Below are 16,177 nucleotides of genomic sequence, written 5' to 3' on the forward strand. Positions count from 1 at the left end.
ATCAGTTGTTGCTCATCCCTGCCGAGATAAGCCCGACGCTTTTAGCATCACATGGCCATAAGTCTATGAAGTATTACCCTCATAGCGTGATGTTTGTGCGTCAACGTGTCGCACCAAAGATGTTCTCGATCTCCGGGCTGGCAAGGAAGTCCTTCACATTCTGCGTTAAGGCGCTGGGTACGCAGCCCTTCTTACGGAGCATTTTCCAGATCGCCACACAGTAGCTTGCCGTCAGCCGGTCACGGAGCAGCACATGGAACTCGTCGAAGTAGCACCATGTAGCGATACCCCGCAGGAAATTCATGGACACCTGCGAATTGACAAGGTCCTGCATAATGAGCATGGCAATCGTCCGAAGCCCGGCCCCCAGCTTTTTCAGGTCAAGACACACAAGGCGGCGGTTCAGGTCCACATTGGTTTCATGGTTGAACACGTTGAGAGAGCCCGAAACATAGATTTCAAGGGCCGTTGCCAGCCGCACCGCCTCGCCCTCGGGCTGGGAACAGAGCAGGTCATACAGGGTTTGGAGGGTCGGCATTTTCGCCGTCTCCGGGTTCTGCAAATGCTCCCGGTACATCTGGCGCACACAGCGGTCAATGACGGTCCGCTCCACCGGCTGCAAGCCGTCCTTGCCGCCGACGATCAGCTCCATCAGCGACAGGATAAAGTCGGCTTTCAGCGCCATCGGGTTTTCCTCGTCGAAGCTCAAATCAATGTCCATCGGGTTAATGTGGTGCGGGCTGTCCGGGGCGATCTCGATGACCTGCCCGCCCAGCCGCTTGATAAGGGGCGAGTATTCGCCCATCGGGTCCACCACGATAATCCGGTCACGGGTGGCAAGGAACACGTTCACAAGCTCCCGCTTTGCGGCAAAGGATTTGCCGGAGCCCGGCACACCGAGAAACAGGCCGTTGGGATTTTTGAGCTTCTTCCGGTTCGCCATGATGACGTTATGAGAAAGAGCGTTGAGCCCGTAATAGACGGCCTCGCCGTCCATGCGGAGCTCCTGCGTCATAAAGGGAACGAAAATAGCCGTGGAGCTGGTGGTCATGCCGCGCTTGATTTCAATGCCGTTATGGCCCAGCGGCAGGCTGGAAAGAAAACCGTCCTCCTGCTGGAAGTCCAGCCGCTTCAAGGTGCAGTTGTATTTCTGAACGATACCCGACACCGTGAACAGGTCATTGTCCAGCTCCCGACGGGTCGGGGCCATGTTCACCACAAGGAAGGTCAGCAGGAACATTCGCTCGTTCCGGTTCTGCAAATCTTCCAAGAGGGTCTTTGCGTCGTTGCTGTACGTCACAAGGTCGGGCGGGAGTATGTCCATGTCATACCCGGCCCGGGCAGCTTTCTTCTGTTCCTCCACCTTCATCTTGTCAATGTCGGAGACTTTGGCCTTGATGGATTTCACGGCGGCGGCCTGATCGACGGTCTGGATATGGAGCGTAATCGTCATTTCCGCATCCATTTCCAAAAGCTCCGCCAGCAGCTTGTCCGAGAGCTCCGAGGCTAAAATCTGCAAATAGGAGGCCGCACCCCAGGTTGTCCCTACCCGGAACAGGCGGCTGAAACGGAAGTCGAAGCTGTCCGGGGCGATAAAGTCCTTTGTGGAAAGACCGGTCTGGGGTATCATGTCCCACGAAAACCGGAAAGGGTCGGTGCCGCCGGGGTGAAGCTGCCCGTGAAGGAGCTCCAGCCGTTCCAGCCCCGAGAGGGAGCGGCACTTGACGCCCAGCTTTTTGAAGTTGCCGCAAATGTCCGCCTCCACACGCTCCAGCCTCGCCCTTGCGGTGGAGAGGTCGTCCACATTCACACCGAAGGTCAGGAGCTTTGTGCGGACAATGCCGTTGTTGCTTTTGGCGATCTGGTTTTCCAGCATTTCCACATACTCACGCCGGACGCTGTTGTAGTCGTCCTCCTGCATGGGGATGTTGACGCTGTACCGGCTGCCCGGGCGGCTCCGATGGTTGAGGAAAGAAAGCTGAAACGGCAAGGAGCTGTCAAAGTAGTTCAGACAGGCGCTCCACCCGTCAAAGATGGCCGCCTGATCTTCGGTCTGGGCGAGCTGGTAGTTGATGTCCTCGTATTCAATGGTTTTGGTGTAATAGCGGTCCTCCACCCGGCACACCCCATCCCGGTACATTTCCCGGTAAGGGAGGGTTTGCTGGGCGGTGGTGGGAATGTCCTTTCCCTTTGTGAACAGGCCGAGAAGGCCCGTCTTGTCAGGCTTTTTGCCTGCGGGCTTTCCGGCCCTTCTGTTGTTTTGCAATCGGCTGCGCCTCCTTTCTGGTGCCAAGCAGCGCATAGAAGTTTTCGGTTTTGTAAGGCCGCACCCGGGGATAGAGGAACCGGGTGCGGATGATGTTTTTCAGCACCTTTTCCAGCGGCAGGCCGTCCCGCTCATACATGGCGAAAAAGAAGAACGGGAGCATAAGGCCAATCATCAGGAACATGGCGGCGCTGTTCCCGATACTGCCACGGGAAAACAGGTAGGCCGGAAAGCCCACCGCCGCCGCGCCGGAAAAACAAATAAGCTGGCGCTTCGTGAGATTGAAGGCCAGCTTTGTCTTGATTTTGGACAGGTCTTTGGGTACTGGCACATAGGCCATTTCGTTACACCTCCTTTACCGCTTCGGGCCAACATGGCCCGAAGCTACCTTGCGGCCTCTTTGGCCGGGGCTGTGCTGCGGGCGGCTTCGGCGGCCTCCCGTCCGCTCTGCCTTGCTCGCCAGTATTCGGGATTGTATTGCCGGATGGACTGATTGAGGTTTTCTTCAAACCGCTCTTTGTCCTTGATACGGTCGGGGATCTTCCAGAGCTTTTTGTCCAGCAGCTCCCGGAGCACCACACTTTCCTGTGCGTCCTCCTCATAGCAGATATAGCCCTTGTCCTTGAAACCGCATTTTTTTGCCGCCGGAGAGAGGACGGCGGCCACCTCGTTTGCTACCATCGTCCCGCCGTGGCTGGCGGTGGATACCAAAAACACGCCCGGACAGAGAACTTCACAGCTCTGCACCTCTCCCCACGGGGAGCTCTGGGGCGCATGGAACATCCCGCCCGTCCGGTTCCGGTCCGCCTGCATGAGCGCCGCCTTTTCCAAGATGGCCTTCAGCTCCGGGGAAAAGTAGGCGTATTCCCGCAGGACACGGGCGGCGTCCCCGCCGCAGGCGTTCATCAACAGGGTATAGGCGTCGCTGTCTGCTTTGGTACAGCGGCCCAGCAGCTTGCCGTCATAGTAGCAGGCCGCATCATAGCCCGTCCGTTTGCGTGGCATTGGTTTCGCCTCCTTTCCGCTTCGGACCAGCATGGCCCGAGGTCAACGCTCCGCACCACGGCTGGGCTTTTCCTTCGGGGACCGTTCCGCTTTTGCCTGTTCGGCAGCCGCTTTCCCGGCCTTGAGCTGTTCGCTGATGGACGCACGCCCGGCAGAGCCGCGCTCCGCCATCTGTTCCAGCTTTACTTCATAGGCTTGCAGAACAGCGGTGTTGAGCTGTTCCCGGAACTCCTTCGTGACGGGATAGGCCATATCCCGATAGCCCCCCTTGCCGTCCGGCTGGCTGGGCATCCCCACGAAAAGTCCCTTGCTGCCCTGCGCGATTTTCAGATTTTCCACCACAAAGCAGTCGTTGAATTTCACGCTGGCAAAGCCCATCAGGTTTTTCACAGGTTCGATGACCCGCACGCTTACATCCAGCTTCAACGGTGCGGCGGGGGTGGCGTCCGCAACCTTTTCCTGCATGGTTTCCTCCTTTCCGACGGGAACAAGGTTCCCGTCCTTGTATTCATAGCCTTCCGCCCGGAGTGCCGCCAGCGTGTCCGCCGATACGCGCCCGGACAGTTTCAGATCGGTTTCCACCATGAAGCGCATGGTGTCTGTTTTAGAAAATTCCTCGGGGAGCTTTCCGTAGAAAGCCGGGTGCGGCTGTCCGTCCGCGCCCTGTTTGTAACGCCGGGGCATACCGCCTCCTTTCCGCTTCGGGTCAGCATGGCCCGAAGTCTCTTAATGGCAGCCGAAGATGGATTTTGCAAGGCTGCCCGTTTTGAACAGGGTAAAACACAGCAGCACCGTATAGCCCACACAGCCCCAGATCGCCCCGATGGGGTCGCCGTCGGTGGCGATACTCTGGATAAGCACCGCATAGATGGCGACACAGACCAAAATGAGCAAGCCTTGAAAGCCCACCGCAAAGAGGGAGCGGAAATAGTTCTGCCCCATGTGTCCGGTTTCCCGGTTGGGGACGGTGGCAAACGGGATGGGTGCCAAACTTGTGAGTAAGTAAATTTCAATCATACGGCCATATACGATAACGAAGATCACGATGTTTAAGGCAATCATGGTAAGCTGAATCAGGAATGACTGGAGCCAGAGGCCAAACAGGGGTCCTAACTCCATTGCCTCCAGCTCGGTCCGCAGACTGTCCATTACATCCGTTGTGATCTCTGTCCCGTTCTGGATAATGCCCGCCGATTGCTGGATGACGTGCTGGCTCACGTCAAAGACGGCCAGTACGATATTGAAGGTATTAGTCAGGATCATTACCGCCACAAAGGTTTTGAACACCCACTTGAAAAACATCCATGTGTCAACGTCATGGAGGTTGTTGCGGTCAATGAGCATTTGTATCAGCTCATAGGTCATTACAAAAGTGAGGATGACCCCGGCGATTGGCAGGATGGCGGTTTCAGAGATTTGCCGTATCATGGAAAAGACCCCGGCGTTCCAGTCCGCCGGGGTCGTGCCTACCTGTGTGGCGATCTCGCCAACGCTCTGATTGACGTTATTGAAAAGGCCATCCAGATTTCCCATGATACCATCGACAAGCAAACCTTTGAGCCATTCAACGATTGCGTCGATGATAAAGTCCATACATCAGCTCCTTTTCTGGAAAAAGGGACAACGGGTAAGGGTTAGCTGAACAGGCCGGACAGCAGAGGGATAAGCTGCATACCGATCAGGACGACACCACCGCCCGCCATGAGCTGCTTAATGCCCTGGCTTTTTGCCGCGGGGTTGTCGGACCCGTAACCTTCCAGCAGGTTGATGACGCCCCACACCGCCAGACCAGCGCCCAGCGCCATGACCAGAATCTTGAGAATGTCGATAGCAGAGTTGAAAAATTCCATATACGTTCCTCCATTTTGTTTGTTGGTTTTGGGTACAAAAAAAGCCGCCCACATTGGCGGCGCTTCGGGCCATCATGGCCCGAAGTTACACAAACTCGTCGCTGTCCAGATCGTCGAAATTCAAAAGGTCAGCTTCTTCGTCTGTGTCGGAGCCGTCCACCTCGTACACCGTGTATTCGTCCTCCGGCTTTAGTCTCAATGGCCGGTGGCGGAACAGGCGTTCCAAGTGGAAGGCGTTTTTCTTTTTGTCAAACTCGGCTGTGTACTTATAGTTGGGGTGCTTTTTCAAATCGTATTTGGGAGAAAAGAAGGGCGGAAGCCCCCGAAGCTGCAAGATACACTTGTCTCCCGGCATGGTGGTGATCTCGCTGGTCGTCATCAGTTCCCGGCCAAGCCGCTGCATATTCTGGCTGTAACTCTCGGACTGGCCCCGGCTGCGGCCCTCGGTCTGCATGGAGATGGTGGCCTTGCCCAGCCAGTTTTCCGAAATATCCTTTAGGGTGGAAGCCTCCCGGCCTCCGAGGAACACGATACTGTCCATGTTACCCATGATGGTTTCGGAATGGTCTTTGTACAGCGCCTTGCATTGGCTCATGGCCTGATAAAAGAGCGTCAGGCTGATCTCCCGGGAACGGATAACGGCAACGATTTTTTCCAGCCCCGGCACCTGTCCCGTGTTGGCCGCCTCGTCCCACAGCACCCGTACATGATGGGGCAGGCGTCCGCCGTAGGTGTTGTCGGCCCGTTCACACAGAAGGTTGAACATCTGTGAGAAAGCGAGGGCCACAAGAAAGTTATAGGTGGTGTCCGTATCGCTGATAAGGAAAAACAGCGCCGATTTTTCATCCCCCAGCCGGTCAAGCTCCAGCTCGTCATAGGACATGATCTCCCGAAGCTGGGGAATGTCAAAGGGAGCGAGGCGGGCCCCACAGCTAATAAGTATGCTCTTAGCTGTCTTGCCGCTTGCCAGCTTGTACTTCTTGTACTGCCTCACAGCGAAGTGCTGGGGACTCCGGCGCTCCAGCCCGTCAAACATATAGTCCACCGCGTTTTTGAAGGTTTCGTCATCCTCCCGGACTTCCATGCTGTTTATCATTTCCACCAGCGTATTCATGTTGCGTTCTTCCTCCGGCCCCTCAAATACGATGTAGGCCACAAGGGCGCAGTACAAAAGGGTTTCGGCTTTGGTCCAGAACTCGTCGCCCTCCTTGCCGTCGTAGAGTAGGAATGAGCCGCCTTGCGGCATTCCTGCCGTAGGTTTGCCCAAACCCCTCCCAGAACCGGACGTACACCTCTCGATGTATCCGGCTCGCCATCATTGCTTCAAATCAGCGTCGTTCAAGGGTGATGAATCTTGTGATGACAGTCCTTGCACACTGCAAGAGTTTTACGCTTTTTCGCTATCATCGCAAGTTCCCACAGTTGTTTTCCTTTGAGGTTCTTCACTTTATTTACATGGTGTATTTCCAGCGGTACATTGGTCTTTCCGCACAGCTCACACATGCGGGCGGACAGTCTGTCGTCAAATGATGTTCGGGAACCGACGTGCGCGATTGCAAAGTCTATGATTTTATCTGTCCAGAGGTCTGTATTTTTGCAATCCATAAACCTTGCGAAGCTGCGGCGCTTTATGCCTGCTTTTGTTTGGTAGGGCACACCCCAGCTGCCGTTTCCATCACGGTATTTGCGCATCATTTTTCTGCTGGTGCTCTCATGCTTTCCAGCGAGAGTTTTCAGGCAGCTGTATTCCATCAGATATTCAAAATACTGAAGCTTGTTGAAATTGCTGGCTATGCTGTAATAGTTGCAAATACCACGCAGCTCAGAGTTGTACGTTGATACAATCTCCAAATCCGTACACCGAAAGATATATTTTCTTGCGGTAGGCTCTATTGTCCCGTCGCGTAGTTGCCGAATAACCGACTTCCCAAACAGGAAAGGCATGATTTTGTCCGCAAACGGAACGCACAGCTCCACAGACCCGTTGAGCGTGCGGGAAACGTGGTTTCCGTGCGGCTTTAGCTTCTGGTCTCTCCGCACACGGATGTCATAACCCAAAAATCTTGCATACTGGTTACTGTGCGTAATGAGTGTCTTTTGCTCTGAAAGCTCCATTTTCAGGGTTTGGCTGATGAAGTCGGACAGCTGTCTCTTGATACGCTCACAGTCCGCTTTATCGCCCTTCACGCCAAGAATGAAGTCGTCAGCATAACGGATGTATTTGATGACTTTATCCGTTTTGGACATACAGGGCGTTTTATGCATGACTGCTTTTAGTTGAGCGATTTTCTGCAACAAAGCTGTTTTTTCCTGACCCGTTGCGGTTTTCAGCTGTTTTTGAGCCTTCTTTATCTGCCATGTGACCTTATCGTATTCCGGGGTATGGTGCCTGTCCCTGCTTTTATAGAACTCTTTGGCAGTCTTTTCCACGAACTTGTCCAGCTCATTCAGGTAGATATTTGCGAGTATGGGCGAAACGATGCCGCCCTGCGGGCAGCCGGAGTAGGTAGCATGGTATTGCCAGTCCTCCATATAACCGGCTTTTAGGAATTTCCAAATGAGCTGAATCAGCCGTGCGTCTTTAATCTTGGCGTTTATGACGTTTGCCAAAACTCGGTGGTTGATGTTATCAAAACAGCCCTTAATATCGCCCTCAATAAACCACGACACACCTGAAAATTCTCTTTTCAAGGATTTTAGCGCAGTGTGGCAACTCCTGTTGGGACGAAAGCCGTGAGAGTTGTTTGAAAAAATTGGCTCGTAGACCGATTCCAATATCATTCTCAATACTTCCTGCACCAGCTTGTCCGTAAAGGTAGGAATCCCCAGGGGACGCTTTTTCGTGCTGTTCTGCTTTTTCTGGATGTACTCGCGGCGAACGGGATTCGGCGTATAGGTTCCGTCAGCCAGAGATTGGATGATCCGGTCAACTTTTTCCTTGCTGAATCCGTCAGCTGTGTCGTCATTCACGCCTTTTGTTCCTGCGCCCTTGTTGGCGTAGAGGTTTTTGTACGCAAGATAATACAGGTCGGGTCTTAATAGATAGCGGTAGAGCCTTGTGAAGATTTCCTCTTTGTTGTCCCTTGAATTTTTTCTGATTCTATCCAAAATCTCGATTGTTGGTTGCATTTGAGGCTTTCCTCCCTAATCAAATTTCAATTTTGGAATGCAATAACTGTTCTCCTTCGTCTGGAATACACGATATATTCCGTGAGAGTCGTTACGTCCCACAGGACTACTATGAGAACTCCGTTGCCATATCGGATATTCAGCGTCATCTCCCTTGCCTTTCGAGGGCTTGGGATTTATCGCCCGCAGGGGGCATTTCGCATAGCTCGTTTGAGCATTCCGACTTAGGCAATCCCCAGTTAGCGTAATAAGTAGGCAAATGCGGATTGTCGGATACGCTTTCGTTTCGTTATTTCCAGTTCTCTGGCTTGTCACATGAATGGATTGATAACCCATCGCGCAAAGGCGAAACGCAATGTTATTCATATCAGAGGTTGATGCCGCCGTATCTACGGTGGTTACATACACATTCCTCCGCCCGAACACAACGGGGACTTGAAACTCGCATTCAACATTCAGTAGTTCTATCCTCATATCCGCTTAACGTAGCAATTCAGTCGTGCTCTTGTGTATAGAGCAACTTATCGCTTTCCCGCCATGCTATGGTCCCGCATCAGCTTTCGCCTATCGGTTAGGCGGGTCGTTTCCACTGTTATCTGAGTGGGTAGTGCCTGATTCTACTTCTTACTACGCCCTATCTGGGCGCGCGCCTTTGGTGTTGGCGATCAGAGCGGTGACGAATTTCAGCACGTCGCTTTCCGTTTTGATGTAGGCCAGCGGATTGTAGTGCATGGATTTGGAGAAGTCGATACTATTGAACACCCGTACCTTATATTTCTCCCGTTGCAGGAACCGCCCGCATTGGTCGAGGGTGCCGCCCTTCGGGTCCACCACCACATAGGAGGAATGGGCTTGAAGGAGCTGCGGGGTCAGCCAGAACCTTGTCTTGCCCGAACCGGACGAGCCGATGACGCAGGCGTTCAGGTTGCGAGCGTTGGCGGGTATCTTGGGGCGGGTGTTCATGGTAAGGAACTCCGTCCCGGTCAGAATGACATTGTTCTGAAATTTGGGGTCTACAAACGGCTTTATATCCTCCTTTGTCCCCCAGCGGGCGGTGCCGTACTCCGCATCCCGCCGGAATTTCTTTGCCTGCTTGATTTTGGACTGTATCAGCAGATACACCCCAGCCGCACCAGCGAGGCCCACCAGCAGGTCAATGCCGCCCAGTCCCGGCCAGTAAGTTTCAAAGGCTTTAGGGAAAGTGTCGAGCATCCCCATGAGCTTTGTCCCGAAGTCTGCGCCGGGCGCGATACGGTAGGCCGTCCCGATTTTGGAGAAAAACCAGAACACAAAGAGGTACGGCAGGTTGGGGAGCACATATTTTCTGATCTTGTCACTCAACGTCCGTCCTTCACCGCCTCTCTGGTCCGCTGCTTCTCCTTCGGCTTTGTCCTGATCTGCTCCGCGAGCTTGCGGAGCTGGCCGAGGATAGAAGTTTTGTCCTGGTCTTTGTTCAGCACCTTTGTACTGTATTTCTGGAAGGCCGCCGTGATGGCGTCCGCCTGATTGGCTTTGAAGAACAGCAGGTAATGGCCTGGGCTCACTTTATGGAAAGCGTAGTCCACATGGAACTCCTTCGCTATCCGGTCAAAATCCTTCGGCGCACCCACATACTGCATGGCGTTTTTGCCGCCGTAGTGGTTCATCAGCTTCTTCACGCTCTGGCGGCCCTGCGGGGTCAGCGCCTTTCGGTGGTGCTTTTGCAGCGCCCGAACCACCTTGCCAAGAGCGGCGGCCAGCACTTTTCCCGTCAGCTTTGCCGTCTTGATCGAAAGGGCAACTGTTTTTTGGTTTACTTCTTCCTGCATAAAACCTCCTTTCCGTCAGGGCTCCCGGTAGACGGGAGGCCCCCGTACACTCCGGGGAGGCAGAAAACCTCGGGCCAATGTGGCCCGAGGCTTACCGCTCGGCATCCCTACCGGACGGAGCTTTCTTTTCCGGCTCCGTCTGGACTTTTTCGCCCTGTTCCCGCATGGTCTGCAAGATAGAGGGCTTCTTTTGAAGCTGGGAGGGCTTTTCGCCGGACACCGGCTTGATACATTCCAGACGGTCAGCCGCCCGGATGGCGTTGTCCGTGAGCTGCCGCTGCCATGCGCCCACGCTGGGAGCCCAGCGAAAGCCGTTGCTTTTCAGCTCGGCCCGGGTGTCCGCGTCAGGCTTTCCGTCAAAGAACACCTGCAAGCGGTTGTCCTCCCGGTTCATTTCCACACGGCCCCCGTCAAACTCCCAGCCGGAAAACTCCCGCTGCGCCTGTTTGGAAAGCTGTTCGATACGGGCTTTTACCCGGCGGATCTCCGCGTTGTTGTTGGTAAGCTGGTAGCTTTCAAAGGGCCTCGGGTCGCTCCGCCAGCTTGACGCCATGCTGGCTTTCAGTTTTTCAATCTGGTCAGGCGACAGCAGCGCACAGCCGTCCAGCTTGCCATGCTTGCGGTAGTAAGCGTTGACCTCCTTCATAATGAGCTGGGAGCGTTCCAGCCCGTCCAGCTTTTTCTGGAGCTTTTCAACGGCCGCCGGGTCATCGGCGCTGATACCGCCCATGCCGGTGCTGCGTATCTTATCCAGCAGCCCTTGAATATGCCGCCATTCCTCCATGTTGCTGTCCCGCGCCCGGTTCTGTTTTTCCTTTTTTCCAACCGGGAAATTGGAAGGCCCGGCGATCAACACAGAGGGAACCCTCGCGTCAATGGCAAAGCCCTGGTTCATGTTTTCGGCCAGCTTGCGGGCGTAGGTATCTAACAGATGGTCGATCTTCTCATGGTACATGGGGTCCACCCGGGATTTTTGCTGTTCGGCTATGGCTGCGGCCTTGTCTACCATTGCCCGGTATTCCGCCGTTGCGCTCCCTTCCTTATAGTCGGAAAAGCTGTTCATTTCCTTTGCCCGGCGGGCGGCCCCTTCATTGATGGGGTAATAGTTGATGGTATGCACCTCCTTCATGCTTCGGGCCATGTTGGCCCGAAGTCTTACCGTTCCTCATGGGAAGGCCCCGCCTTGTCCTTTTGCGGAGCGGGCGGGGCCTCTTGAAACCGTTTGAGCGCGCCGAGAATGGAATGGGCGGGCTCGGCCTTTTCGGGATAGGCAAATACCCGGTGTTCCGGCGGTATGTCCTGCGTTCCGTGGTAATGCTCTTTGAAGCCAACCGGGTCCGCAGCCACATATCCACCGGGAGCGAATACGCCGCCCTCGTTGATACGCATATCCCGCCCGTATGCCTCATAATCGAAGTAGCCTTGAATGCGCTCCGGTATGTCGATGGTCCCCAGCTCGTCGGCGTACAGATGGCCCAGCCCTTCATCATCGGAAATATCCGGGTAAAAGCGGTAGAGGTCAAGGTTCTGCGTCAGGTTGATTAGGTCCTTCACGCTGCCCGTGTGTTTTCCCAAGACAAGAGCAGCCTCAAAGGTTTCCAATCCGCCCTTGTCCCGTACTTCCAGCAGGGCATGGCCCAGCTCGTTCAGCTCGTCGATGTTCTCGTACTCGTCCAGATAGTCGTACAGTCCCAGCACATCGCTGTCAAAGCTGGTAATAAACACTTCGCTGTACCGCTTTCCGTCTATCCCGATTTTGGCAAGGGCGGCCTGTACCTCCTGTGTGGTCGTGGGAAAATGCACCGTCGTTCCCACTTCAATCCCCATCATGGGGTACAGGGCCGTGTTGGTTATATAGGCTTCAAACATGGGCTCAATCCTCCTTTCCGGCCCTGTCTGCCAGCACTTCATAAATCCCGGCCATGATGTAATCGGCGCAAGGGAGAGCAATCGCATTTCCCAGCGCCTTGTAGCGTTGCAGAGGCCGGATTTCCTCGCCGTCCACCCCGTACTTTGTCCAGCCCTCCGGCAGCCCCATCAGCCGCTCACTTTCCGTTTCCGTCAAGAAGCGGATACAGCCGCCGTCCGGGTCGCCCTCGTACCAAAAGGCGAAGGGCGTCACATCGCTGGCTAAAAGAGTGGGAAAAGGGTCAGTTGGTAATCCGAAGCTGTTTCGGAAGGCGGTTTCTTCCTGCCTTTTTGCCGCTCCCCGCATACGGAAGCATTGAAAGGGGTGGATGACTGGTATTTGCCGCCCTGTTTCGAAAGAAGATGTTCGATCTCCTTCGGCGGCGGTCCGCCCGCCCTCTCGGCAAGGCGGAGGAAGTGGGAGCATTGGACGGGGCTTAAATAGTATGTCGGCGGCACGTCTGCCTCTAAAATCCGCCACGATGAAAATTCGCTGCCTTCGCGCCAGCCTTCGGGAGCCTGCCCAATACTGGGCGTCCATGAGACGCCAGCACACATCAGGCGTTCCCCCTCGCACCATTCCGGCGTTTCCCCATCTTCCAGAAGGAGGCATTGGAACTTCGGTGTCCGAGAAGGCGGATAGGACGGCTCTAAAATCCATCCGGTCATTTGTAGAAAACGCTCCCATGACGTTTTCCCAAACAGCGATAGCTGGATATAGGTTATCAGTGGCATCCCTCATTTCCTGTATGATACGAAACGCCTGATAAAACAGGCTGGATTTTGCCCCGGCAAGGCCGGAGCGGTTGCCGATCAGAGAAAGGTTCTGACAGGGAGAGCCGAAGGTTATCACATGGACAGGCGGGATTTTCCCGCCGTCCACCTTCGTAATGTCCCCCAGGTGCGCCATATCGGGAAAGTGCCTTTTGGTTATGGAGATCGGCGCTTTTTCAATCTCGCTGGCCCACACCGGACGGATACCGCAGCGGGAGGCCGCCAGAGGGAAAACGCCTATCCCGTCAAAAAGGCTCCCCAGCTTAATGTCCGGCATGGCCCGGGCCGCCGTGTCCCTTCACGGCAAGAACCCCGTCCAGCGTAGTAGCTGCGATACCCAGCCGCCCGGCAACCGCAATATCGTTTTTTACATCCTCGTCCACCGCGCCGCCGCAGACGATCAGGGTATGGGAGCGCCGCAGCATATCCCGGCGCATATCAATCCCGGCCTTATGTTCCTCGGGAACGCTGTCATTCAAGAACAGCGGAAGATACAAAAGCGGGCAGATGGGGGAAAAGCCCGCCTCATAGGCAAGACGGCAGTAGTGGGCCGCCAGTTCCATATCAATATCCGGTTCACCGCTCCATGCGGCGGTCAGATAGGCCAAAGGTCGTTTCATTGGTTCAACCTCCATTTCTTTCTGATTTGTGGAAAGCAAGGTTTCGCCCAACCCCTCCGCCCCTTCCCCCGGGAAGGGGAACGGCTCTGGAGAATTTATATCCCCGTCGCTTGTCCGGGAAAAAGCATAACCGGGAGAAATCCGTCAAGGGTGCCTCTGGCACCGCCTGCGGCGGCGTTGCCCTTGACTGATTTTCCCGGCTATGCTACGGAATAACTGGCGACGGGGAATAATTTATATCTCCAGAGCTTCGGGGCGCGGGGCAGCGCCCCGCAATCCTCGGGCCATCTTGACCCGAAGTTTCGGCTTACTTTTCCGGCTCGGTTTTCTTCTCCGGCTTTTCGTGTTCTTTCTGCTGGCCCTTCCAGTCGTCCAGCAGCTTGATGATCTGGTCTTTCATTTCCCTCGGCGTGGTTTCCTTGCCGAAGTATTTGCTCAGTTCCGCACCCGTCAGAATCACTTTGTCTACCTCCTTTTTGTCCTCCATCATAATGCCGTCGATCACATCCCCGTTGAGCAGCTTCTTTTCGTCCAGCTCCCGCATACGCTTCGCCTGCGCCTGCGAAGGCGAGGACTGCTGGCTGTCGATGGCGACGGCGATATAGTTCTGGTTCTTCTTGCCGATGTAGGAAAGTTCCACCGCCGTAGTGAAGCCCAGCTTTTTCTCGTCCATCAGCTTCATCAGGTCGGGGACCAGCTCATTCAGCCGGATATACCGCTGCACCTGCTTGACGGCCATCTTGTTCCGCTCGGCCACGATCTCGTTGGAGCGTTTGCCTGCGTCCTTCGGGTCAATCTGGCCCGAAGTTCGGGAGCCCTGGTGCTTGATGGCCTCAAGCTGCATTTTCAGAGCTTTGGCCCGCTCGCTGGGGAGGATTTCTTCACGCTGGTTCAGATTGTCCTCCACCATCTGCGTGATGGCTTCATCGTCCGTCAGGTTGCGGACGATACAGGGCATATCCGCATATCCGGCAAGCTCGCTGGCCTTCTGGCGGCGGTGGCCGGACACGATCTCATAGCCGCCATCCTCACGGGGACGGACGATAGCGGGCTGGGTAACGCCCTTGTCCTTGACGCTGGACACCATAGCCCGCATTTCTTCATCGTCCCGGACCTCAAAGGGATGGTTTTTGAAGGCGTGGAGCTCGTTCAGCTTGATATATACGATCTGTTCCTCGCCACGGCGGGGAGCCTCCTTCGGCCTCTCGGGTTCCTTCGGAGCGGGAGCGGCCTGCACCGTGGGAGCCGCTTTTTTCTCCGGTTTCTCTTTGGGGGCCTTTTCCTGCTTTTTCTGTGCGGGGGCTTTGGGCTTCGGAGCGGCGGCCTTGTCCTTATCCTCTTTCGGAGGACGGCCCCGGCGCTTCGGCTGCTCGGGCTCTTTGGGCTTTTCCTGTTTTCCTTCGGCCTTTTTCGGAGCCTCCGGCTGCTTTTCCGGTTTCTCCGTTTTTGCCGGGGCAGGCTTTTCCCCGCCGGAAGCTGCCGCCCGTTCCTCGGCTTTCTTTCCTTTCATAATTTCAGCGAAGTCATAGACGGACACCTGCGGGCTCTTTGCCTGCTGTTCCGTCTTTTTTTCGGCCTCCGGGGAAGTAGGCGTTTTCTCCGGCTCGGGCGGAGTTTCCTTGCCCGGCCCGGTATCCGTTACCGGCTGCTCCGGCATTTTCGTGGTTTTATCATCTGCCATAAGCATTTACCTCCTGTTTTTGGGCGTAAAAAAAGGGGCTCAACTTTTCAGTCAAGCCCCGCGGGAAGTTCCTCCTTTCTCCGCCAAGATACAAAAATACCGCCCGTAGTCTCGTTTGGGCGGTACTTTGTGTAAGATTGGTAGTCCATTATTAAGTTTTTTATTATGTTCCCTTTGTACACCGTTGCAACCTTTCACGAAGACTCCTGCAGCTTTATATTTTAAGCCGGAGGAGGTATATTACTTTGAGGCGGTGGACAGGAAGTGCTTTGCCTGCCTGGAGGAAGAGGTATTTCAGGTGGAGCAGGGAATCCAGGCCGTGGCAGAGAAATATTCCGAACTCGGTTTTATCCGTATCAGTAAATCTATTGTGGTAAATATTTACAGAGTACGGAAAATCAAAGCAGATGTGAACATGAAAATGCAGCTTGTGCTGGATAACGGTGAAAAAGTGATTCTGAACCGTTCCTATAAAAATGATTTTCTGCAGCTGGAACCCCTGCTGTACGGGGCGTCCATGGAGGGGTGGAATACCTGGCAGACGATTGTATACTGGATTATCACCTGTATTTCCTGGGGACTGGTGGCGGCTTGGGTACTGCGGACGGGGGAAAAGAAGTATGGCCTGAAGCTGTTTGAGGGCAGCCTGAAAACGGTTAAGCTCTGGCAGTGGGCGCTGGTGGCGGCGGGAGCGGCACTTAAAATCTACGCCTCTGTGATGGACTGGGGAGGTTTTAAGGTATATCTTGAATGGAAGTCCTATGGTACGCTTCTTTTTATCTTCCAGTACATATATTATGTGTTTGAAACGCTTCTTTTTACACTGATTCTGGTATTTGCCCAGTTGGCCTTTGAGACCTGGTTTAAAAACCGGGAAATCCCCTATGGCGGGATTGTCATGGGGCTGACTTGGGGGCTTGCCCACATTTTTACCAAAGGAAGTCTTTTGATAGGATCGGAAGGAGTTGCGATTGGGCTTTTGTTCGGTTCGATTTACCTGCCGCTGAACCGGAACCTTAAGGGAACCATGGTACTGCTTTTCTTATTGTTTGTTCTATAAAATGCGGTTTACAGTCCGTACCCTGTTCAGGCTCCGCCGTCCGGTGTCTGTTCCTCTGTGTCCGCCGCACGGGACA

The 16,177-nt window shown here is 54.7% G+C and carries 14 protein-coding genes and 2 pseudogenes; 1 reads left to right on the top strand and 15 read right to left on the bottom strand.

Translation table 11 applies throughout. The features are described 5' to 3' along the window. Nucleotides 1–100: 100 nt before the first annotated feature. The 15 genes and pseudogenes from FYJ45_RS24210 to FYJ45_RS24280 all read right to left on the bottom strand — a co-directional run bounded on the left by FYJ45_RS24210 (nucleotide 101) and on the right by FYJ45_RS24280 (nucleotide 15,041). On the bottom strand, nucleotides 101–2,200 hold the full coding sequence (locus FYJ45_RS24210; RefSeq protein WP_408609539.1) for a VirB4-like conjugal transfer ATPase, CD1110 family: 2,100 nt from the start codon (nucleotides 2,198–2,200) through the stop codon (nucleotides 101–103). Nucleotides 2,201–2,219: 19 nt separating this feature from the next. Next, a complete protein-coding gene (locus FYJ45_RS24215) occupies nucleotides 2,220–2,606 on the bottom strand; it encodes a PrgI family protein (protein ID WP_154467570.1) in 387 nt (128 codons plus the stop codon). Between the two features lie 44 nt (nucleotides 2,607–2,650). Then, nucleotides 2,651–3,304, bottom strand: coding sequence for a DUF7007 domain-containing protein (locus tag FYJ45_RS24220; protein ID WP_154467571.1), 654 nt, complete (start codon nucleotides 3,302–3,304; stop codon nucleotides 2,651–2,653). Nucleotides 3,305–3,313: 9 nt separating this feature from the next. Beyond that, on the bottom strand, nucleotides 3,314–3,955 hold the full coding sequence (locus tag FYJ45_RS24225) for a septation protein SpoVG family protein (protein ID WP_195841962.1): 642 nt from the start codon (nucleotides 3,953–3,955) through the stop codon (nucleotides 3,314–3,316). A gap of 42 nt (nucleotides 3,956–3,997) precedes the next feature. Further along, nucleotides 3,998–4,864 carry a VirB6/TrbL-like conjugal transfer protein, CD1112 family gene (locus tag FYJ45_RS24230; RefSeq protein ID WP_087216255.1) on the bottom strand — a complete coding sequence of 289 codons (867 nt, stop codon included), beginning with the start codon at nucleotides 4,862–4,864 and terminating at the stop codon, nucleotides 3,998–4,000. A gap of 41 nt (nucleotides 4,865–4,905) precedes the next feature. Then, nucleotides 4,906–5,121, bottom strand: coding sequence for a Maff2 family mobile element protein (locus FYJ45_RS24235; protein WP_021419859.1), 216 nt, complete (start codon nucleotides 5,119–5,121; stop codon nucleotides 4,906–4,908). Between the two features lie 85 nt (nucleotides 5,122–5,206). After that, a pseudogene (locus FYJ45_RS24240) lies at nucleotides 5,207–6,337 on the bottom strand (VirD4-like conjugal transfer protein, CD1115 family); the annotation flags it as partial. 122 nt (nucleotides 6,338–6,459) lie between these two features. Beyond that, entirely contained in the window at nucleotides 6,460–8,250 is a 1,791-nt protein-coding gene (locus tag FYJ45_RS24245; RefSeq protein WP_154467572.1) for a reverse transcriptase domain-containing protein, read from the bottom strand. A gap of 648 nt (nucleotides 8,251–8,898) precedes the next feature. Beyond that, nucleotides 8,899–9,591: pseudogene (locus FYJ45_RS24250) on the bottom strand (type IV secretory system conjugative DNA transfer family protein); the annotation flags it as partial. Beyond that, complete coding sequence (locus tag FYJ45_RS24255; protein WP_154467573.1) at nucleotides 9,588–10,058, bottom strand: PcfB family protein; 471 nt, start codon at nucleotides 10,056–10,058, stop codon at nucleotides 9,588–9,590. The pseudogene FYJ45_RS24250 and the gene FYJ45_RS24255, both read right to left, overlap by 4 nt. A gap of 91 nt (nucleotides 10,059–10,149) precedes the next feature. Continuing rightward, a complete protein-coding gene (locus FYJ45_RS24260) occupies nucleotides 10,150–11,199 on the bottom strand; it encodes a hypothetical protein (RefSeq protein WP_154467574.1) in 1,050 nt (349 codons plus the stop codon). A 14-nt stretch (nucleotides 11,200–11,213) separates the two neighbouring features. Further along, the gene (locus tag FYJ45_RS24265; RefSeq protein WP_154467575.1) at nucleotides 11,214–11,927 is read right to left on the bottom strand and encodes an antirestriction protein ArdA; all 714 of its coding nucleotides are present in this window, start codon (nucleotides 11,925–11,927) and stop codon (nucleotides 11,214–11,216) included. A gap of 4 nt (nucleotides 11,928–11,931) precedes the next feature. Further along, complete coding sequence (locus FYJ45_RS24270; protein WP_154467576.1) at nucleotides 11,932–13,017, bottom strand: DNA cytosine methyltransferase; 1,086 nt, start codon at nucleotides 13,015–13,017, stop codon at nucleotides 11,932–11,934. Next, a complete protein-coding gene (locus FYJ45_RS24275) occupies nucleotides 13,004–13,360 on the bottom strand; it encodes a DUF7768 domain-containing protein (RefSeq protein ID WP_036744842.1) in 357 nt (118 codons plus the stop codon). The genes FYJ45_RS24270 and FYJ45_RS24275 overlap by 14 nt, the downstream gene beginning before the upstream one ends. A gap of 307 nt (nucleotides 13,361–13,667) precedes the next feature. Further along, the gene (locus tag FYJ45_RS24280; protein ID WP_330588816.1) at nucleotides 13,668–15,041 is read right to left on the bottom strand and encodes a ParB/RepB/Spo0J family partition protein; all 1,374 of its coding nucleotides are present in this window, start codon (nucleotides 15,039–15,041) and stop codon (nucleotides 13,668–13,670) included. 184 nt (nucleotides 15,042–15,225) lie between these two features. Between FYJ45_RS24280 and FYJ45_RS24285 the strand changes: the two genes are divergently transcribed. Beyond that, nucleotides 15,226–16,101, top strand: a complete 876-nt coding sequence (locus FYJ45_RS24285) for a LytTR family DNA-binding domain-containing protein (protein ID WP_268890974.1) — start codon at nucleotides 15,226–15,228, stop codon at nucleotides 16,099–16,101. The last annotated feature ends 76 nt before the right edge of the window (nucleotides 16,102–16,177 follow it).

The sequence above is a fragment of the Eisenbergiella porci genome, assembly GCF_009696275.1.
Lineage (GTDB): Bacteria > Bacillota > Clostridia > Lachnospirales > Lachnospiraceae > Eisenbergiella > Eisenbergiella porci.